Source organism: Streptococcus mitis NCTC 12261 (assembly GCF_000148585.2).
GTDB classification, from domain to species: domain Bacteria; phylum Bacillota; class Bacilli; order Lactobacillales; family Streptococcaceae; genus Streptococcus; species Streptococcus mitis.
Genome location: NZ_CP028414.1, coordinates 814,837 through 834,841, shown reverse-complemented (window position 1 = coordinate 834,841; position 20,005 = coordinate 814,837). Strand labels below are relative to the sequence as shown.

16 protein-coding genes and 1 other annotated feature are annotated in these 20,005 nt (G+C 40.4%); all 16 genes read right to left on the bottom strand.

Annotation, left to right across the window (positions count from 1 at the left end; all coding sequences use genetic code 11):
- Positions 1–9: 9 nt before the first annotated feature.
- Positions 10–1,053, bottom strand: a complete 1,044-nt coding sequence (cpoA, locus tag SM12261_RS04475) for an alpha-galactosylglucosyldiacylglycerol synthase (protein ID WP_000412287.1) — start codon at positions 1,051–1,053, stop codon at positions 10–12.
- Positions 1,054–1,165: 112 nt separating this feature from the next.
- Positions 1,166–1,495, bottom strand: coding sequence for a metal-sulfur cluster assembly factor (locus SM12261_RS04470; protein WP_000331925.1), 330 nt, complete (start codon positions 1,493–1,495; stop codon positions 1,166–1,168).
- A 14-nt stretch (positions 1,496–1,509) separates the two neighbouring features.
- Entirely contained in the window at positions 1,510–2,619 is a 1,110-nt protein-coding gene (gene rpoD, locus SM12261_RS04465; protein ID WP_000201903.1) for an RNA polymerase sigma factor RpoD, read from the bottom strand.
- Positions 2,620–2,621: 2 nt separating this feature from the next.
- Complete coding sequence (gene dnaG / locus SM12261_RS04460; RefSeq protein WP_000227853.1) at positions 2,622–4,382, bottom strand: DNA primase; 1,761 nt, start codon at positions 4,380–4,382, stop codon at positions 2,622–2,624.
- Positions 4,383–4,471: 89 nt separating this feature from the next.
- Positions 4,472–5,230, bottom strand: coding sequence for an ABC transporter ATP-binding protein (locus tag SM12261_RS04455; protein WP_000125442.1), 759 nt, complete (start codon positions 5,228–5,230; stop codon positions 4,472–4,474).
- Positions 5,227–6,093 (bottom strand): ABC transporter permease, encoded by an 867-nt coding sequence (locus SM12261_RS04450; RefSeq protein ID WP_025169771.1) that lies wholly within the window; start codon positions 6,091–6,093, stop codon positions 5,227–5,229. The genes SM12261_RS04455 and SM12261_RS04450 overlap by 4 nt, the downstream gene beginning before the upstream one ends.
- A gap of 75 nt (positions 6,094–6,168) precedes the next feature.
- A complete protein-coding gene (trpX, locus tag SM12261_RS04445) occupies positions 6,169–7,164 on the bottom strand; it encodes a tryptophan ABC transporter substrate-binding protein (protein ID WP_000792146.1) in 996 nt (331 codons plus the stop codon).
- Positions 7,165–7,274: 110 nt separating this feature from the next.
- Positions 7,275–7,492 (bottom strand) — a binding site (T-box leader).
- Between the two features lie 96 nt (positions 7,493–7,588).
- Entirely contained in the window at positions 7,589–10,285 is a 2,697-nt protein-coding gene (gene ppc / locus SM12261_RS04440; protein WP_078228389.1) for a phosphoenolpyruvate carboxylase, read from the bottom strand.
- Between the two features lie 24 nt (positions 10,286–10,309).
- Positions 10,310–11,533 (bottom strand): cell division peptidoglycan polymerase FtsW, encoded by a 1,224-nt coding sequence (ftsW, locus tag SM12261_RS04435; RefSeq protein ID WP_000703370.1) that lies wholly within the window; start codon positions 11,531–11,533, stop codon positions 10,310–10,312.
- 160 nt (positions 11,534–11,693) lie between these two features.
- Positions 11,694–12,632, bottom strand: coding sequence for a peptidylprolyl isomerase PrsA (gene prsA, locus SM12261_RS04430; RefSeq protein WP_000727954.1), 939 nt, complete (start codon positions 12,630–12,632; stop codon positions 11,694–11,696).
- Between the two features lie 66 nt (positions 12,633–12,698).
- Positions 12,699–13,412 carry an O-methyltransferase gene (locus tag SM12261_RS04425; protein WP_004239376.1) on the bottom strand — a complete coding sequence of 238 codons (714 nt, stop codon included), beginning with the start codon at positions 13,410–13,412 and terminating at the stop codon, positions 12,699–12,701.
- A gap of 1 nt (position 13,413) precedes the next feature.
- A complete protein-coding gene (pepF, locus tag SM12261_RS04420; RefSeq protein WP_000244089.1) occupies positions 13,414–15,216 on the bottom strand; it encodes an oligoendopeptidase F in 1,803 nt (600 codons plus the stop codon).
- An 18-nt stretch (positions 15,217–15,234) separates the two neighbouring features.
- A complete protein-coding gene (locus tag SM12261_RS04415) occupies positions 15,235–16,188 on the bottom strand; it encodes a competence protein CoiA (RefSeq protein WP_000495920.1) in 954 nt (317 codons plus the stop codon).
- Positions 16,189–16,260: 72 nt separating this feature from the next.
- On the bottom strand, positions 16,261–17,121 hold the full coding sequence (gene tehB, locus SM12261_RS04410) for an SAM-dependent methyltransferase TehB (RefSeq protein WP_000413782.1): 861 nt from the start codon (positions 17,119–17,121) through the stop codon (positions 16,261–16,263).
- A gap of 14 nt (positions 17,122–17,135) precedes the next feature.
- Positions 17,136–17,603, bottom strand: coding sequence for an SsrA-binding protein SmpB (gene smpB, locus SM12261_RS04405; RefSeq protein ID WP_001051750.1), 468 nt, complete (start codon positions 17,601–17,603; stop codon positions 17,136–17,138).
- Positions 17,566–19,920: a ribonuclease R gene (gene rnr, locus SM12261_RS04400; RefSeq protein ID WP_000654876.1), complete on the bottom strand. Its 2,355-nt coding sequence runs from the start codon at positions 19,918–19,920 to the stop codon at positions 17,566–17,568. Before rnr ends, smpB begins: the two co-directional genes overlap by 38 nt.
- Between the last annotated feature and the right edge of the window lie 85 nt (positions 19,921–20,005).

Genomic DNA, 20,005 nt, shown 5'->3' with positions numbered 1-20,005 from the left:
CCTCACTTTTTACTTTCTCCCTAAAGCGGCTTGTTTCTCATAAAAGTCCAACCAGATTTGTAACAGATGCTCTTCTGAATACTCTCTAGAAATATTCTTAGCTTTTTCTTTCAAATCTTTTAAAGCAGCAGGATTCGCTTGATATTCCAGAATAGCTTCTTTCATCTCTTCTCTATCTGCTGTCGCCCGATAATCTCCCTCCAAAATTACCTTATAAAGATCTAAATCACGCAACATAATCGGAGCTTCACAACTGGCAGCCTCTAAAATCGTCATCGGAAAGAGCTCATTATAACTAGGCAACAAGAAAAGATCCGCTAGGGCATACAATTCGCGCATCCGCTCTGGCGATACAATACCTGGAAAAATCAAATTTTTAGGGGGATTCTCCATGATTTTCTTATAACGTTCATAACCATCTGTCATACCACCAAAAGAGAAACCACCCGCCCATATAAAGGTAATCTGAGGCAATTCCTCAGCCAGACGGATAAAGTCATCAATTCCTTTACGTTTCTGAACTTGACCAGCACCTACTACGATAAACTGATTGTCACTAAGACCTAGCTCTGTACGCAATCTCGCTACCTCTTCCTGTGGAAGAGGATGCCATTTTTCCTTGTTTACAAAGTTAGGAATATAGGTCACTTTTTCACGTGGAATACCAGCTGCCACCAAATCCTCGATAAACATCGGATTGACCACCACCAAGTGCTCCATCCGGTTGTAAAAAGAAAATACATAGCGTTTCACAATTCCCTTTAAGAAAAATGGAATTTTCAAACTCCCCTCAAGTGTATCAGGCAAGAAGTGCACATAACCAATTTTCCTTCCTGAGCGTTTCTTCTGGAATGTTGATAAATAATAGGGGAAATCAATTGTATGAAAGTGAGTCACATCTGCCTCTATTGGAAGATTTTCTGTAACAATCAATTGGTCCTTGGCATCACGGTGAAGAAGACGAACTAATTCACGGTAAGCACCTGAAACTCCTTGTCCTGCTACTTTCTCACTTGAACTCAACATATTGATGCGTAATTTCTTTTTTTCCATAACTACTATTATATCATTTTCTTTGAATAAAATCAGCAAAAGAAAGGAGAGACTAGGGAAAAGAGGGGAAATTTCCTAGCTTTTCCAATAATCTCTCACATGTTTTATATGTTTACTTAATGCCTAGGGCAATGCGTGCATAGCGACTCATTTTTTCAACAGTCCAGGCTGGATACCAAACCAATTTGACCTCAGTATCCGTTACTTCTGGAACCTCTGTCATAGCATCATAAATCTGGTCTGTCAAAAGGTCTGCTAGAGGACAACCCATGGTTGTCAAAGTCATATCAATCTCTGTTTGTCCTGTGTCGCCGTCAAAACGAATCTCATAGATCAAACCAAGATTGACAATATCGATTCCCAACTCAGGGTCAATAACTTCTTCCAAGGCTGATAAAATTCGTGTTTTGATATTTTCAATTTGCTCTTCTGTATAAGCCATATTCATCCTCACTCTTAGTCTTCAATAAAATCACGAAGCGGTTTGCTGCGACTTGGTTGGCGTAGTTTTCTCAAAGCTTTAGCTTCAATCTGACGGATACGCTCGCGAGTCACGTTAAAGACTTTACCCACATCTTCAAGGGTACGCATTTTCCCATCATCTAGCCCAAAACGCAGACGCAAAACATTTTCTTCACGGTCTGTAAGAGTATCCAAGACCTCATCCAACTGCTCACGCAAGACGATACGAGTTGTATAGTCGACTGGATTCTCAATCACTTCATCTTCGATAAAGTCTCCAAGGTGGCTATCATCCTCTTCACCGATTGGAGTTTCAAGAGATACTGGTTCTTGGGCAATCTTCAAGATTTCACGAACCTTATCAGGTGTCATATCCATACGTTCAGCGATTTGTTCTGGTGTCGGATCTTGTCCCAATTCTTGAAGGAGATTACGCTGTTCACGAACAAGCTTGTTAATGGTTTCAACCATGTGGACTGGGATACGGATAGTACGAGCTTGATCCGCAATAGCACGAGTGATAGCCTGACGAATCCACCAAGTTGCGTAAGTTGAGAACTTGAATCCTTTAGAATAGTCAAACTTGTCAACCGCCTTCATCAAGCCCATGTTCCCTTCTTGAATCAAGTCAAGGAACTGCATACCACGACCGACATAGCGTTTAGCAATAGAAACAACCAAACGAAGGTTGGCTTCCGCAAGACGTTGTTTGGCTTCGATATCACCAGCTTCAACTGCTAGTGCCAATTCTTTTTCCTCTTCATTGGTCAAAAGAGGAACGACCCCGATTTCTTTCAAGTACATACGGACAGGGTCATTGACCTTAGCCGAAGTTGAACCAATCAAATCCTCATCGCTGAGTTCTGGTTCTTCTTCAGTGCTAAGAACACGCGCACTCGGATTTCCTTCGTTATCTGTGATAGAAATCCCTGCATCCTGAATTCGTTGCAAGAGGTCTTCAATCCCATCAGCATCCAAGGTAAAAGGAATCACCAGACTAGCATTGATTTCATCATCAGTTGCTGTCCCTTTTTGTTTATGATTACGGATAAATTCTGCTACTTGTACGTCAAATGTTGTTACTTCTTTTTGTTTTGTTGCCATTATTACTCCATTCTTCTCTTTTGGGAAATTAAACGTTCCAATTCTTCTAAGGCTGTGTCTGTATCTCCTACATGGCTAGCTTCCTGCACCCTCTTTTTGATTCTCATATTGTCCTGATTCAAGAGAGCCTTGTTTCGAGTCATTTCTACTTCACTTAGTTCCTGCGGAGACATCTCAGCAGGCAAATCCTGAGCTAAGACTTGATACCAAGCTCTTTCAACTTCCTCTGGCTGCTCTGCTAGAACTTCTGGAGGAAGATTTCCATACTGGCCAAGCAAGTCATATAAAACCTGAAATTCAGGAGTGTCAAATGCAAAGTCTTCTCGCAAACGGTAATCATTCAAAACAAGGGGAGATTCCATCATTCGATAAAGTAGATGGGCTTCTGCCCTCATAATAGCCGATAACTGCTTGGTGACAGGCATAGTGATTGGCGTCGGTCTGGAAATTCCTTCCATACGATTCTGCCTTTGCGCCTGACGACTCTCATTAACAATCTGCTCAATCTGGGCATAATCAAAGGACGCCAGACTGTCAGCTAAAATATGTATATAGCTGTTTTGAGCAGTAATAGATTTTTCTTGAACAATCAAGGGAGCTATTTTTTCAATAAACTCAATCTGTGCCTGCAGATTTTCACTGTTTTCAGGCTTATACTGATGAATGTAAAACTCAATCGGACTAATACGAGTTTTCGTTAACAGATAGGCCAAGTCTTCTGGTCCATTTTTTTGTAGATACTCATCTGGATCCAAGTTATCAGGCATGCTGACGATTTGCACAGGCATATCACCAATTTCGTCCAGCGCTTTCAATGTCGCGGCTTGCCCAGCCTTATCACCATCATAAACAAGAACCAACTTCTTGGTTAACCTTTTTAGATGCTCAACATGCTCACGACTTAAGGCCGTTCCCATAGACGCCACAGCATTTTCGATTCCAGCACGATAGGCTGCAATGACATCCATGAATCCTTCCATCAGATAAATCTCACTGGTTTTTCCAGAAGATTTTTTAGCCCTATCCATATGATATAATTCGTAACTTTTGTTAAAAATTGCAGTCGATCGGCTATTTTTATACTTAGAAGTTTGTGAATCCGTTTTCTGCCAGATACGACCTGAGAAGGCAATAACCTTTCCCTGGTCATTTGTCAGGGGAAACATAATCCGATTGTGAAAGGTATCTACAAATTGATTAGCATCCGAGAGATAAAACAGTCCTGAATCTAGGAAATCCTCATCCCGATACTGACCAGACAAACGTTGATAGAGATAGTTTCGTTCTGGAGGTGCTAAACCAATCCGAAAATGCTTGAGCACTTCATCTGTCAAACCACGCTGATAAAGGTAGTTTCTGGCCTCTTCCCCCATGGTCGTTGTCATGAGAATAGCATGATAAAATTTGGCAGCATCTTCGTGCATATCATAAAGAGCTTGGTGGGGTGAAGCTGATTTCTGTTCACTATAAAGCGGTTTTTCTACCTCTATCCCGACACGCTGACCTAAGATTTGGACAGCCTCCATAAAGGGAATCCCTTGGTACTCCTCGATGAACTTAAAGACATCACCTGAGCGGCCACAACCAAAACAGTGGTAAAACTGCTTATCCTCAACAACGTTGAAAGAAGGTGTTTTTTCACCATGAAAAGGACAGAGCCCTAGATAGTTCCGTCCTGCCTTTTGTAAAGAAATCACATCTCCTATGACTTCCACAATGTTGGCATTGTTTTTGATTTCTTCAATGACTTGTTTGTCAACCATACACAATACCTCCATGTTATCATAGTTTACTTTATATAGTATACTTTATTTCAGAAAAAAAGTAAACCATTTCACTCATTTTCCCTACTTTATTCAAAGAGCTGATAATAATCAGAGATTTTCATTTTTGCTTTTTCTTCTTGGGTCAAATCTTGGATAATTCGTCCTTCTTTCATGACAATTAAACGATTGCCATATTTGAGAGCATCTTCCATATGGTGGGTAATCATAAGCGCTGTCAGCTGGTCTTTCTTGACAAATTCATCCGTCAATTCCATCAAGGCCACACTGGTCTTTGGATCAAGGGCTGCAGTATGCTCATCTAACAGGAGTAATTCAGGTCGCTTCAAGGTTGCCATCAAGAGACTCAAAGCCTGTCTTTGTCCACCTGATAAGAACTCAATCGGTGTATTCAAGTGTTTCTCAAGACCGTTTCCTACTTTTTCAATGGTTGCCTGAAATTCATCCTTATAACTAGACAAGCGTCGTGGTAACAATCCACGCTTTTCACCACGAAACTTAGCAATCAAGAGATTCTCTGCCACTGTCATACGGGGAGCTGTCCCCATCTTGGGATCTTGGAAGACTCGAGACAGATACTTAGCCCGCTTCTCTGGTGAAAACTTGGTAACATCTTCACCTAAAATACGGATGGTTCCACTGGTTAAGGATAAGGTTCCTGCAATAGTGTTAAAGAGAGTTGATTTACCAGCTCCATTTCCACCTAAAATCGTGATGAAATCCTGTTCAAAAATTTCTAAGGAAACATCATTTAAAATAATCTTTTCTTCATCAAAGCCATTTTTAACGACTTTGGTTGCATTTTTTAATTCTACAATTGCTGTCATTTGCTTAATTTGGCTCCTTTCAAGATTGTTTGCTTAAATGTTGGAATCATGAGGCAGACTGCTAAAATCACGGCACTGTACAAACGAAGGTAACTTGTATTAAAGCCAAGAGCGATAACTGCCCACACTAAGAATTGATAAGCGATAGAACCTACAACGATGGTAACCAGACGTTCTGCCAAGCTCAAACTCTTGAAGATAACTTCTCCAATAATCAAACTTGCAAGCCCCACAACGATCACCCCGATTCCTCGAGATACATCGGCATACCCTTCTTGCTGGGCAATAAGAGCCCCTGCAAGGGCAATCACACCATTTGATAAGACCAAGCCCATGAGCTCCATGCGTCCAGTATGAATCCCGAAACTTCTAGCCATATCAGGATTGTCACCTGTAGCAATATAGGCTTGTCCGAGTTTGGTATCCAAGAAAAAGAGCATGAGAGCAATAACAAGACTGACAAAGATGAGACCTGTCAAGAGTTGGTTCAAATCTGAATCAAAAGGCAAAACATCCTGGATTTGCTTGGTTCCAAGCAATCCTAAATTTGCACGTCCCATAATCAAGAGCATGATAGAGTGACAGGAAGTCATCACCAAAATCCCTGAGAGCAAGGTTGGGATCTTCCCTTTTGTATAAAGAAGGCCTGCTGCCATTCCAGCCAAACAACCTGCTGCAACAGCAACAAGTGTTGCTAAAAAGGGATTTACACCTTTGGTTATCAAAGTGACAGCAACAGCTCCCCCAAGAGGGAAGGAACCTTCTGTTGTCATATCTGGAAAGTTCAAAATCCTAAATGTCATAAAGATCCCCAGACCTAAAATAGCCCAGACAAATCCTTGAGAAATAATAGATAATATCATCTGTTTCTTAACCTTTTCTATATGATTTCTATTGTAAAAAATTGGAGGAGATGTCCCCAACTCCTCCATTGTAGATTATTCAATCACTTGTCCTGCTTCTTTTAGAACAGATTCAGGAATCGTAATACCTAATTCTTGTGCCAATTTTTTGTTAATCACTGACTTACCAGTTGAAAAGACATTGACTGGAGTATCAGCTGGTTTAGCACCTTTCAAGACTTCCGCAATCATTTTACCTGTTGCCACACCAAGGTCATGTTGGTCAACTACAACGGATGCCAAACCACCAGCTTCTACCATTGCAGTTGCACTTGGGTAAATTGGTTTTTTAGCGGATTGATTACTTGAAACAACAGTTGAGAAGGCTGAAGCAATTGTGTTGTCGATTGGAACCCAGATAGCATCAACTTTGCTAGTCATAACATTTACTGTTGAAGCAATTTCATTTGTTGAAGGAACAGCAAATGTTTCCACTGTCAAACCTGCTTTTTCAGCATAAGCCTTAAATTCTTCTACCTGTGTTTTTGAATTGTCTTCGCTGCTTGAGTAAAGGGCTCCGATTGTTTTCACATTTGGTGTCAAAGCTTTGATGAGTTCAACTTGTTGTTGAGCTGGGTTGTGGTCAGATACCCCTGTAATGTTGCCACCTGGTTTTTTCAAATCTTTGACCAAGTTAGCTCCGATTGGGTCTGTAATAGCGGCCATGATAACCGGTAGGTCTTTTGTGGCACTAGCCAAGCCTTGAGCAGCTGGTGTTGCAATACCAACCACAAGGTCATTCCCATTTGCAACCAACTGTTTGCTCATTGTTGCAACCTTACTTTGGTCACCTTCTGAGTTCATAAAGTCAATTTTCAACTGATCATCTTTATAGCCTTCTTCTGCCAGTCCATCTTGAATCCCTTTATAAATCAAATCAAGAGATGGATGGCTCACAAATTGAAGGACACCAACTTTGGCAACTTTCTTTTCATTTTTAGCTTCTGGTTTATTCATTGAAGAGTAAATCAAGCTTCCTGCTACTAAGACTGCTAATGCAGCGATAATTCCAATTAAACGTTTATTTTTCATTCTATTTCTCCTTTTATTCCTTTAAAATACTTCACTTATCTCAACAAGCTACGCCATCGTTTTCTTTCCATACTAACCTCCATCAAAAAAGTCCTCACACAAAAAACTTGTGTGAGGACGTCGATGCGCGGTACCACCTCAATTATAGGGAATTTCCCTATCGCTCTGTCTCGCAATAACGAGATGCACTGTAAGGTGTGCTCACCGAATTTTTATGATTTCAAATTCTAAATACCATTCAGCCCAATTTTCATCATCACACTTATCTGTTTTCAGCTACCACAGACTCTCTAAAAAGTTTATTATGATTACTTTTCTGAATGGTTAAATTATATCATTTTTCAACTACTTGTCAAGACTCTTTTAGCATTTTTTTGAAAGATTCAAAAACTTCCCCTATAGAAAAGAGGAAGTTTGATAGGCATCAGCCTGAATTACGCAATCCTGTTGCAATTCCGTTGATGGTTGTATGGATTAATTTTTCTTGATCGCTTGATAATTCTCCTCGGCGTTGACGTTTAATCAACTCCAACTGGATATAGTTGAGGATATTAAAGTAAGGCATACGGTAATCCAAACTTGCTTTTAGATATGGATTTTCAGCCAAGAGTTCATCGTAACCTTCAATAGCTAAGATGACTTCCTTGGTAACTTGCCATTCATTTAGAATAGTCTCATAGATTGCTTTGACTTCTTCATCCTCACACAGTTTGGCATATTCAAAAGCAATGTTCATATTTGATTTTGACAAGACCATGTCGACATTTGAAAGAAGCGATTGGAAGAAAGGCCAGTTTTGGTACATGTCTCGTAAGATAGCGATATTCTCTGGATTTTTATCGATAAATTCCTTGAAGCTTGAACCAACCCCATACCAGCCAGGGAACATGACGCGACTTTGCGACCATGAGAATACCCAAGGAATAGCTCGCAAACCACCGATTTCAGTAATAGTCTTACGAGCGGCTGGACGAGAACCAATGTTAAAGCTTGAAATAGCCTTGATTGGACTTGACTCGAAGAAATAATCATAGAAATGGTCATTGCCAAAGACCAAATCACGGTAGATATCGTAACTACGGTCCACCACTTGGTCCATAATAGCTTCATAACGATTGGATGTATTGGTATCGCTCTTCTTCTGAGTAATCATACGGTTAATGGCTGCAGATACTAGCATTTCAAGGTTATAGTAGGCTGCGTCTTTATTACCGTATTTATTTCCAATTACTTCACCCTGCTCCGTCAAGCGGATACGATCCTTAATAGACTTGAGCGGTTGAGAGGTGATGGCCTCATAGGTTGGTCCACCACCACGACCGACAGTACCACCACGGCCGTGGAAGAAGGTAACCTTAACGCCAAATTCATCTCCAATAGCAGTCAATTGTTGTTGAGCCTTGTAGAGGGTCCAACATGATGAAAGGTAACCACCATCTTTATTACTATCAGAGTAACCAAGCATGATTTCTTGGTAGTTATTACGTGAAGCAATCCATTTCTTAGCAAGAGGAAGTGAAAGGTACTCTCTCATGGTTTCTTCTGAGTGATCCAAGTCCTCGATTGTTTCAAAGAGAGGAACGATTTGGACACGAGCTCTTTCTTTATCAACTAGCCCTACTTCTTTTAGCAAGATAGCCAATTCCAGCATGTCTGATACGCTGGTTGCATGTGAAATGATGGTCTGACGAATGACATCATCTCCCAACTTATCTTTCAACTTACGAGCTGCCTTAAAGATTGCTAATTCTTTTTCAAGTAATTCTGATTTTTCAACATGAGTGGCAGAAAGAATACGTGGATCTTCTTCCAATTCTTTCAAGAGAAGCTGGCATTTTTCTTCTTCACTTAGTTCACTATAATGAGAATGAATACCTGCTGATTTCAAGAGTTCAGCTACACAGGCTTCGTGAACACTAGAATCTTGACGCATGTCAATAGATGCCAAATAGAAACCAAAAATTTCAACTGCCTGGATCAACTCAACAAAATCACCAGAAATCAGTGCTTCACCCTTATTTTCCAAGAGGGAATCACGAATAGTAATTAAATCCTTATAAAAATCATTAGCTGTTTCATAGCGAGCTCCAACTTCCTTATCTTCAATCAGATAGGTTTTTGTTGCTTGGATTTTTGATTGAATATCAAACAAGGCACGACGATACAGCTCTTTTTCACGATAAATAGAGTTGTCCTTGGATTGACGAGCCATTTCTCTAACTTGCTTGCTTACATTGACAATACTGGTTGAGAGAGAGAATTCACGATAAAGTTGGTAAATCTTTTCATCATAGTAGTTCATGATGACTTCACACTGAGTCATAGCAGATTGTTTCAAGGTATCTGCTGTAACAAATGGATTACCATCACGGTCTCCACCAATCCACATACCCATGGTAATTGGTTTAGGATGTTTCAACTCCAAGCCATGTTTTTTAGCCAGACGCTTGTACTCAGCAGTCAAATGAGGAACTGCCTTCAGGAATGAACTATTGTAGTATTCCATAACATTCGTGATTTCATTGGTTACTTTCAATTTCTTTTCACGAATCATATCTGTCTGCATGATAATCTCAATGTAACGACGGAGATCATTATGCCATTTTTCCTTATTAATCAAGCCTAATTTCACATCACGATACTTACGCAAGAGGGTGTGGATATGGTTGGTCAAATCCAACATACTCTTACGTTGCACTTGTGTTGGATGGGCTGTCAAAACAGGGACAACATTCAAGTGTTCAAGAATTTCAACCGCATTTTCTTTTTCAGCAACCATTTTGATTGTTGCTGATAATTTCCCAAGATAATCTTGATCGATATTATTTTGGTGGTTGATTTCATAAGCCAAATCCACGTCTTCTGAAATATTAATCAAGAGGGGCAAGATAGAGAAATAGCGTGAAATATAAGCCATTTCATCATTTGACAGACTCGTAACCAATTGGTTCAAGCCTTGATAATCTTCTTGAGTTGACAATTCTTTCAACTGCATGATTTTTTCAAAAGTCTCTGGTGCAAGCATATTTTTAGTGATATCTTCTAACAATTCTGTTAAAATCAATACTTCTTCTTGCACGACAGCTTTATTACTATAGTTTTCTAATTTTTGAAGAGACATAGGTCATCCTTTCCACTATCAACTCTACATATAGTTTGATGAGTGAGCTTCTAACTCCTCATATAATTCGGCACGTTTTTCACTTGCATCAATATTTAAGACAAAGGCGATGGCTACAGACAAGACTAGGAGACTGTTTCCCCCTTGTGATAAGAAGGGGAATGTTACTCCTGTCGAAGGAATAATGCCAGAAATTCCACCGATATTGACAAATACCTGTACCAGCATCATCCCCCCAACCCCAATCGCCATCATGGAATTAAAGGGATTCTTAGCACGAATACCGACTAGGATAATTCGTAAAATCAGGAAAAAGACAAGTGCTAAAATCAAGCTGGCTCCCACAAATCCAAACTCTTCAATGACAATTGAAAAAACAAAGTCTGTATGGGCCTCTGGTAAATAACCACGTTTTTCGATTGAATTTCCTAAGCCTAGACCAAACCAACCACCATTTACCATGGCAAAGTAGGAATTTGCAAGTTGGTGGCCTGCTCCTGCCAAATCAGCAAAGGGATTAAAGTAGGCACTGAAACGCTTAGCAACGTAACCAAATACTGGAACTTTTGAAAACTTATCAACCCCAATCATAGAAATAGCTGATAAGGATAGGGCTGAAACTCCTACCAATACACCGATAAAGGCTATAAACCAACGATGAGCAATCCCACTAACTGTATACATAATCAAGGCAACCAGAGCTAGGATAGTCGCATTCCCCAGATCTGGGAAGATAGCCAAACTTCCTATCATTACCAAGAGGACAAAGCGCCAATCATTAAAAGCACGAGGAATCCATTGATTTTGAGTTAAAACTTGAAAATCGTAAATACCAATTTCATCCTGTTGTTTTGAAAAACGTTGGGCCAAGTACCAGACGATGATTATCTTCAAATACTCAGCTGGCTGAATGGTCAAAGGTCCTACTGAAATCCAACCATAGGCTCCATTGACCGGCGTACCAATTAAGCGAGCCAGAGCCAAAAGAATCAGCTCAACAAACATAACAATAAATAAGAGTCGTTCTTTTCTTAAAAAATTCAGTTTCAGCTTATATATCAAGGCAATCAATATTAAACTAAATATCCAAAACATTCCCTGACTTCGAACCAATTGGAGGGCACTTTTACCTTCTTCGATAAGAATGGCACTGGTTGTAGAATAGACTACAATCAAACCCAAAATAGATAAAAGTAAGTAAGGAACTAGAATAGAATAGTTTAATAGGTGCCTCTTACTAATCTTCATAGTATCACCAATCTAATGAGAACAAAAGAAATTATTCCCAAATTCCGTTTATTTTCTAGTTTTGATTGCTATTATACCATTTTTTCCGAAAGAAAAAAACTCTTACCCTTAAGATAGAAGATTTTTTCATAAGAAAAAGAGCACTTGGCTCTTTTCTGTTTTATTCTTTTGAAGAACTGCTTGAGCTTGAATCTCCACCACCGATGTATTGAGTGAAGATATTTTGGAATGCTTGATCTTTAACCTTGATATTGGCTGCTTGCAATTCTTTTCCGATAATACTTTGAACAAATGATGCGTCGTTTTGTTTTTGAGTTAAGATAACAGTTTTTAATTTTTCTTTGTAATCGTCAATATTAGATGATTTTTCTGTTTTCTTAATCAGTTTAACAATGTAATATTGGCTGCTGTATGCTTGTGTTCCAGTAACACTAATCACATCAGAAACACCGTTTACATCTAACGCAAAAGCTGCTTTCTTAACTTGATCTGGTACTTCTGTTGAAGCAGAATCAAAGGTGATTTCTCCACCATTCGCTTTAGTTTTCTCATCTGTTGAATTATCTTTGGCTAATTGAGCAAAGTCTGCATCACTAGCTTTGGCTTTTTCGAGGACTTCTTTCGCTTTATCCTCATTATCAAGACGAATGATTTGAGCCGTTACATCTGGAGTGTACTCGTCATAAGCCTTCTTGTAAGCATCATCTGTCAATTCAGCTTCTGCTGCTTTCTTAACTGCCAACTCAACCAATTTACTTGTACGAATTTGAGCTTTACGTGTTTCAAGAGTCATTCCTGCTTGCGATAAGACACGTTGGTAGTTCTCACCATATTGTTTCTCTTCTTCGGCAATAGTATCGTTGACTTCTTTGTCATCTACTTCTGAGCCATATTGCTTCTCAAATACTTTTTGGATGGTCATGTTCAACAAGACTTGTTGTGCTGAAGGGTTGCTTTTCACTTGCTCATAAAATTGATGTTCTGTGATGACATCCCCTTTCATGCTGATAAGGTCTGCCCCTTCTGAACCTTTCGAACAAGCTGCTAAAGTTGCTACTGATAATAGTGTAATGGCACCTGCCAATAGTTTTTTCTTCATGTCTACTCCTTTGAGATAAGTGTTACCCTATCTATTTTACTATATTTTCTTAAATTTTTCTGAAAATCATTCGCTGTCAGGCAATTGAACATCTGCTACATTTTTACGAAGCATGAGAATACCGTCCCCCAGAGGTACTAATGTTGCGGTGAGTCCTGGATTGTCTAAGGTTGCATCAAATAGTCTTTGAAGTCCTCTGTAAATAGTTCGCTGACCACGACGGACTTCCATAATATCCTTGGCAACATCACCACCTTGGAAAATATCATCCAAAACAACCACACCACCGACTTCCAAATGTTTGAGGATTTCTGGCAGAAAGACGATGTATTTAGACTTGGCTGAATCCATAAAGACGAAATCATAGGACTCTGTCAAGGTAGATAAGACATCTACCGCATCTCCTTCTAGGAGCGTAATTTGCTTGCGACTGTCAAACTGGGCGAAATTTTTCTTGGCAAATCCAATCATCTCTGGATTGCGGTCAATGGTTGTAATCTTTGCCTTTGGCGCATGTTCTGCCATCAAGAGGGCTGAAAACCCGATGGCCGTCCCAATTTCTAGAATGTTTTTAGGTTGTATGGTTTCCATGAGAAAACGGAAATAAGCAACCGTTTCATGGGGAATAATGGGAATATTTTCCTTGCGGGCAAAGTCTTCCAATTCTTTCAAAGATCCTGTGACCTGCTTTTGGCGCTGACGCATCAAGTCTACAATTTCTTCCTTGACGACAGGGCGACGCATGTTATGGTTGGCATTTTTACTATATGATTCAACCATCTTATGCCATTCCCAATTTTTCAACAAGTGCTTCAAACTCATTTAAACGACGTTCAAAGACTGCAAAGGCATCGTTGAGGTAGTCTTCCTTCTCCATATCAACTCCAGCTTTTCTCATGACATTAAGTGGATAGTCAGACTTACCTGCCTTGAGATAGTCGATATAGCGGTCACGGTCTTCTTGATTACCATGGACAATCTTTTCAGCCAAGGCTGAGGCTGCTGCAAAGCCAGTTGAATATTGGTATACATAGTAGTTATAGTAGAAGTGTGGAATGCGAGCCCACTCGTATTGGATTTCAGGATTGTCTTCCTTACTCAAACCATAATACTCTTGGTTCAAGTCTGCGTAGAGTTTATTTAGGAAATCACTTGTCAAGACTTCTCCATTTTGGTCCGCTTGGTGAATCGCGTGTTCAAACTCAGCAAATTGAGTTTGACGGAAAACTGTCCCACGGAAACCATCTAGGAAGTTATTGAGAATAGCAAAGCGCGTTGCATCATCTTCCACTTCTTCCAATAATTTCTCCGTCAAGATATTTTCATTGGTAGTTGATGCAATCTCAGCCAAGAAGATAGAATAATCTCCGTAAACATAAGGCTGCGTTTCACGAGTATAGCTTGAATGCATACTGTGACCTGTTTCATGAACAAGGGTAAAGAGATTGTCTAAATTGTCCTGCCAATTAAGTAGCATAAAGGCATTGGTATCGTAAGAACCACCAGAGTAAGCACCTGAACGCTTGCCTTGGTTTTCGTAAACATCAATCCAACGCTCGCTGAAGGCACGTTTGACACGGCTCAAGTAATCCTCACCCAAGACTGCCAAGGCATCTTCTGCCTTTTTCAAGGCTTCTCGGTAGGTAAAACTGTATTCAACAGAAGAAAGTGGTGTGTAGACATCGTACATCTTGAGGTCTGAAATTCCCAGGATTTTTGAACGAAGGTTAAGATAGCGATGCAAGAGTGGCAAATGCTTGCGAACTGCTGCTACCAAATTGTCATAAACACTCTCTGGAACAAAATTGGCTGCTAGGGCTGCATGACGAGCGCTCTTGTAGTTGCGAACTTTGGCACGGTAGTTTTGCACCTTAACATTGGTTTGCAAGGTTTTGGCATAGGTGTGTTGGAATTGTTGATAAGTCGCATAAAGGGCTTGATAGGCACCACGACGAACCTCACGATTTTTAGACTCCATCAAACGTGTGTAAGTCCCATGAGATAGCTGAACTTCCTTACCATCATCGTCAAGAACATAAGGGAACACAATATCCGCATTGTCCAAGATAGCGAAGGTTTCACTTGCCGAACCAAAGATTTCCCCAGCTCCAGCCAATAATTCTTCTTCGCGTTGTGAAAGAACGTGATCCTTGCCTTGCAAAAGCTTGTCAAAATAGTGTTGATAAACCTGCAATTTTGGCTGAGCTTCTAAAAAGTCAGCATACTGCTCTTCACTAATCTCCATAAATTCAGGTTCATAGAATGAAAAGGCTTGGTCTAGCTGGCTATAGAGAGTCATGGCCTTGGCATAGTACTCTTGGTACTTGGCTTCACGTGTGTCTTGGTCATTCTTCATATGAGCATAAACGTAAAGCTTCTCCATTTGGCGTTCCATTTCAAGAGAAAATTCAGTAATTTCGAGTAGACTATCCGCACTATCCAGGAGATGGCCTTCATACTGGGCTACTGTCTCCAATTGTTCTGTTATATCTTTTAAGGCTTCTTCCCAAGCCTGGTCAGTTGGGTAGATCGTTGATAGATCCCATGTATCTTTTTCATTTATTTCATGTCTTTGTAATACCATTAGATTCCTCCATCCTTTCTATTCTACCATATTTTTTAAGAAATATTGCTGATAAAAGGCTGGTGGATAGAGCATTTGCCAATCATTTTGAGGATTTTCTTGATAATAGGTTTGAAAATACAGATAATAGCGAATCAAATCTTGCTCAATTTGGCAAAAATTACCTACTAGTGGTCGAATTTGTGGATACCATTCTTTTAGCCCATAAGTCAGGAGATTTTCTCCCTTTTTATAGGCTTCTGCTTGTTCTTTCATCCAAATGGGATTTTGATAGTACAGTTGTTGCCGGATATAACGACAGATGTCCTTGTCCTGAGAAACTGTAAAATGAGATATTTTTTGTTTCTTATAGGGAAAACGTAATATCTCCAGTAAACTACCGTGACCATAGGGAAATTCCTTAATCTGATAATGGAGTTTACCTCGGAGATCTTGGTGAATCAGGTATTTGAGTCTTAAAACTTGTTTTTCACTGTCTAATTCCCAAACATAAAAGCCCATGTTTTGACTGAAATAGAGAAAACCTTGTTGTAGACGAGTCAAACGCTCCTTGAGCCACAGTTTTTTTCCCAGCAACCACAGTACTTGGTAACCCTGACTACGATAGCCCTCGCTACGCTCTTTAAGAACTTTTTGAGGCAAGGGACTACATTGAACCTCTAAAGCTAGATTGCCATTTACAAATACATCCGCAATCTGTTTAAGCTCTGGAAGCAGGTATTCTAATTGCACCTCGGCCTCTTTTTTCAACCAGTGATAAAGGACTTCCTTATTTTCCAGATGTTCTGGACTTTCATTTTCAGAGGAAAAATCACAGTCTTTTAAGGTTTTGTGGGCAAAATGGATCCGGACACTTGGTCCTTGACGCAAACGGAGCTGACCTCCACAAGCTGGGCAGGTGTATGCTTGCTTCTCAAGCTTATCCTCTAACACATTTACCAATTCTCCCCTAGAATCTCTCGCAACAAACATGATTTCCCTCCTTTTCTATATTATTCGTAAAAAAGAAAAAAGATCAGGAAAATTCCTAATCTTCATTCATGTTTATTTGATTTTCTTAGCTAGCATGGTCGCAAAGCGTAGTTGAATACGATTGCCATTCTCATCGCGACGGTGAAGATGGCCAGGATTTTCATTGTACTTAACCAATTCCCAGTCCTTGTAATAGTCTGCCAATTCTCCTTCTTTAAATGTGAATGGGAAGTTCACAGAGCAAGGATAATCCTCCGTGTCCATAGCACAAACGATAAGATTGTAACCACCAACACTGGTTTTCTCCTGCATATTTTGAATAATAGCTGGAATGCGGTCCGCTTGTAGAAACATGAGAACAACTGTTGAAACGATAAAATCATATTCTTTCCCAATACTGGCTGAATTGATATCGTAAAGACCAACAGGCATATCTAGGTCTTCCTGCTCAACAATGCTTTGCAAGATTTCAAGAGATAATTCATTTTGATCTACAGCTGTCACATCAAAACCATTCTGTGCAAGAAAGAGAGAGTTACGGCCCTGACCACAGCCCAAATCCAAGGCTTTCCCTGGTTTTACTGTCTGCATTGCCTCTAGGACCTCTGAATGAACAGGATTGGTATTGTATTTCTTAGGAAAATAATCCTCAGGTTTACAATAAAATTCCAAGTACCATTCTACATCGTCTGTTACAGCCTCCACTCGGTGCCAGGCTTGTGGTTGCGCCATTGGATTGTCAGCCCCTGCTTCAAATAGGTGTTCAGCTAGAACCTCACCATCCTCTGTCAATTCAATAAACTTGAGAGTTCCTTTTAAAACAGTAATCTTGCTCCAAGTCCCAACCTTGGTATTGTGCTTTTGCTGAACAGCCTCTGGCATGGTTTCTTTAGTCCACAAAGGCATGCGTTTATAGGCAACTAGTTTTTCCATCTTCATTCCTCTTTTTATCGCTGATTAACAGCTTTCATAACACGCGCGATGTCGCGGTTTTGCTCACGTCGTTTGATAGACTCCCGTTTATCGTAGTCATGCTTCCCTTTAGCTAGGCCTAAAAGGAGCTTGGCATAGCCATCTTTGATATAGACTTTAAGGGGAACCAGGGTCATTCCTGTTCCTTTAGTCTCTTGTTCCAATTTTTGAATTTGCTTTTTATGGAGTAAGAGTTTTCGACGACGTTCTGGTTCTTGGTTCCAGATATTGCCCTCTTCGTAAGGAGCGATATGAACATTGCTCAGCCATACCTCCCCATTTTTTACTTGGGCAAAGCCATCCTTGAGATTGATTCGAGCTGCTCGTACACTCTTGATTTCAGTTCCAGTCAGGACCATCCCTGCCTCTAGCGTATCTACGATTGTATAGTCGTGACGCGCCTTTTTATTTTGTGCGACGACCTTTCCCTCGCCCTTTGCCATGCTTGGCTCCTTTCTTAGCTACTTCCTTGTAAAAAGGTTTCTTGCCCTTTTTCTTCTTGTCTTTTTGTGAATGCTTGCGCTTATCATTTGAGCGTCCTGATTTTCTCTTGTCTTCCTTCTTATCTGAACGACGATTTGAACCACGCCCTCTGTCTTTGCAACCAGCTTGTTTCAAGCCTTTTTCAATCACATCAAACTCACTTGGGATGTAAGAAAAGTCAATTTCACCCGTCATCTTGTCGGCTCTTTCAACTCGGATACGGATTTGCTGACCTACACGGAAGGTTGTACCCGATTTCTCCCCAAGCAGGGTCAAATCACGTTCATTGAAATGATAAAATTCAGGTAGATTAGTGATGTGAATCAAGCCCTCAACTGTATTCGGCAATTCAACAAAGAGACCAAACTTGACAATACTTGATACAACCGCATCGTATTCTTCGCCTACGTATTCTTCCATATACTCAGCCTTTTTCATGGCTTCGACTTCACGCTCAGCCTCAATGGCACGACGTTCACGGTTGGAAGACTGGGTCGCAATCTCTGGAATCACTTGCTCAAAATGCTCTGCTATTTCCTTAGAACGGCTGTAATCACGAATCATACGGTGAACAAGAAGGTCTGGATAACGACGAATCGGACTGGTAAAGTGAGTGTAATAGTCAGCAGCAAGGCCATAGTGGCCGTGATTGTGCTCCGAATAGCGAGCCTGCTGCATAGAGCGAAGAAGCATCATGGACAATACATCTGCATAAGGTTCCCCCTCAACAGCACGCATGATGTCTTGGAGGGCCTCCTGGCTAATCTCACTGGCAGTCCCATAAATACGCAAGCCAAAACTCGAAGCATAATCAATAAACTTCTGAACTTTTTCAGCCTTAGGCTCCTCGTGAATTCGATAGATGAAAGGTAGATCCAGCTTGCTAAAATGCTCGGCAACTGTTTCATTGGCCATCAGCATAAAGGATTCAATCATGCGCTCAGCAACACCACGCTGACGAAGAACGATATCAACAGGCTTACCTTGCTTATCCACTAAAATCTTAGCTTCATTGGTATCGAAATTGAGGGCACCACGTTTCACACGCATGTTTTCTAAAATTTCATGAAGCTTGGCCATGAGTTCGATACTAGGGACAATTTTCTGATATTCTTGTCTCTTTTCCACGTCGCCAGCTAGAATATCATTAACATCGTTATAGGTCATACGGAAGCTTGTCTTGATTACCGTTTGTGTAATGGTGTAATTGACCACACGACCATGTTTATCAATCTCCATAATGGCAGACTGGGTTAGGCGATCAACTTGAGGATTGAGGGAGCAGATACCATTTGACAGTCGTTCTGGAAGCATTGGGACCACACGGTCTGTCACATAGACAGAAGTTGCACGATTAAGGGCTTCCTTATCAAGGGCAGACCCCTCAGTCACATAGTAGGAAACATCTGCGATGTGAACACCGAGCTCCAAATTCCCATTTTTTAAAGCCTTGATATGCACCGCATCGTCCAAGTCTTTGGCGTCAGCACCGTCAATGGTAAAGGTAATCTCATCTCTTAGATCCAGACGGCCTTCCATATCCTTTTGAGACGGAACATCAGGCACACTTTCTGCTTCCTTGACAACAGCCTCTGGAAATTCTGAGACAATGTCCATAGACTCCAAAACCTCAAGAACATCAATTCCGACATCCGTTGAATGCCCCACCACATCTAGAACACTCGCGACAAAGAAATCATGTTTCTTGCTTGGGTATTTGTCGATAAAGACCTTGAGAACTTCTGTTCCCTCCAGTTTAAGGGCTGGTTTTTTTACATAAATCGGTTGGCTGATTTTCTGATTTTTCGAACGGATGTAGCCAGCATACTTAGGTTTTTCCTGATCTAGAACGATTTGACCGACAACAGTTGTCAAACTGTGTTCTAGGATATCGATAATTTTGGCTTCCGCCGCTGTTCCCTTGTTACGATCAGCGACTTTCTTGATGACAACCTCAACAGTATCGCCATCAATAGCATAGTTGACATCGTTTTTACCTACAAAAAGGTCGTCCTCCTCGCCTTCTAGACTGACAAAACCAAAGCCATTTTTATGGGCATGAAAAATCCCCTTGAGAGTAATCTCATGTTTTTTCTTAACTTCTAAGGTCAGAGTACCATCTTCTTCAAAACGAATCTGGTGCTTTCTTTCCATTAAGGATAAGGTTTTAATCAACTCACGAAAATCCTTGGAACCGTCTTTTCCCAAAGCCTGAGCCAAGTCATTGACAGTTACCTTTCCCTTATCTTGCAAATATTCTTTTATTCTATCTTTCATATTTTCTTTCTAGATTTTTTAATTTTCTTTTACTGTAAAACCTTTTCAAACATCCTTTAAAAATAAAAAGAGGCAAAGACCTAGT

Excerpts from the sequence above, each read along its gene's own strand:
- cpoA (WP_000412287.1), bottom strand. The coding sequence starts at position 1,053 with ATGGAAAAAAAGAAATTACGCATCAATATGTTGAGTTCAAGTGAGAAA.
- SM12261_RS04470 (WP_000331925.1), bottom strand. The coding sequence starts at position 1,495 with ATGGCTTATACAGAAGAGCAAATTGAAAATATCAAAACACGAATTTTA.
- rpoD (WP_000201903.1), bottom strand. The coding sequence starts at position 2,619 with ATGGCAACAAAACAAAAAGAAGTAACAACATTTGACGTACAAGTAGCA.
- dnaG (WP_000227853.1), bottom strand. The coding sequence starts at position 4,382 with ATGGTTGACAAACAAGTCATTGAAGAAATCAAAAACAATGCCAACATT.
- SM12261_RS04455 (WP_000125442.1), bottom strand. The coding sequence starts at position 5,230 with ATGACAGCAATTGTAGAATTAAAAAATGCAACCAAAGTCGTTAAAAAT.
- SM12261_RS04450 (WP_025169771.1), bottom strand. The coding sequence starts at position 6,093 with ATGATATTATCTATTATTTCTCAAGGATTTGTCTGGGCTATTTTAGGT.
- trpX (WP_000792146.1), bottom strand. The coding sequence starts at position 7,164 with ATGAAAAATAAACGTTTAATTGGAATTATCGCTGCATTAGCAGTCTTA.
- ppc (WP_078228389.1), bottom strand. The coding sequence starts at position 10,285 with ATGTCTCTTCAAAAATTAGAAAACTATAGTAATAAAGCTGTCGTGCAA.
- ftsW (WP_000703370.1), bottom strand. The coding sequence starts at position 11,533 with ATGAAGATTAGTAAGAGGCACCTATTAAACTATTCTATTCTAGTTCCT.
- prsA (WP_000727954.1), bottom strand. The coding sequence starts at position 12,632 with ATGAAGAAAAAACTATTGGCAGGTGCCATTACACTATTATCAGTAGCA.
- SM12261_RS04425 (WP_004239376.1), bottom strand. The coding sequence starts at position 13,412 with ATGGTTGAATCATATAGTAAAAATGCCAACCATAACATGCGTCGCCCT.
- pepF (WP_000244089.1), bottom strand. The coding sequence starts at position 15,216 with ATGGTATTACAAAGACATGAAATAAATGAAAAAGATACATGGGATCTA.
- SM12261_RS04415 (WP_000495920.1), bottom strand. The coding sequence starts at position 16,188 with ATGTTTGTTGCGAGAGATTCTAGGGGAGAATTGGTAAATGTGTTAGAG.
- tehB (WP_000413782.1), bottom strand. The coding sequence starts at position 17,121 with ATGGAAAAACTAGTTGCCTATAAACGCATGCCTTTGTGGACTAAAGAA.
- smpB (WP_001051750.1), bottom strand. The coding sequence starts at position 17,603 with ATGGCAAAGGGCGAGGGAAAGGTCGTCGCACAAAATAAAAAGGCGCGT.
- rnr (WP_000654876.1), bottom strand. The coding sequence starts at position 19,920 with ATGAAAGATAGAATAAAAGAATATTTGCAAGATAAGGGAAAGGTAACT.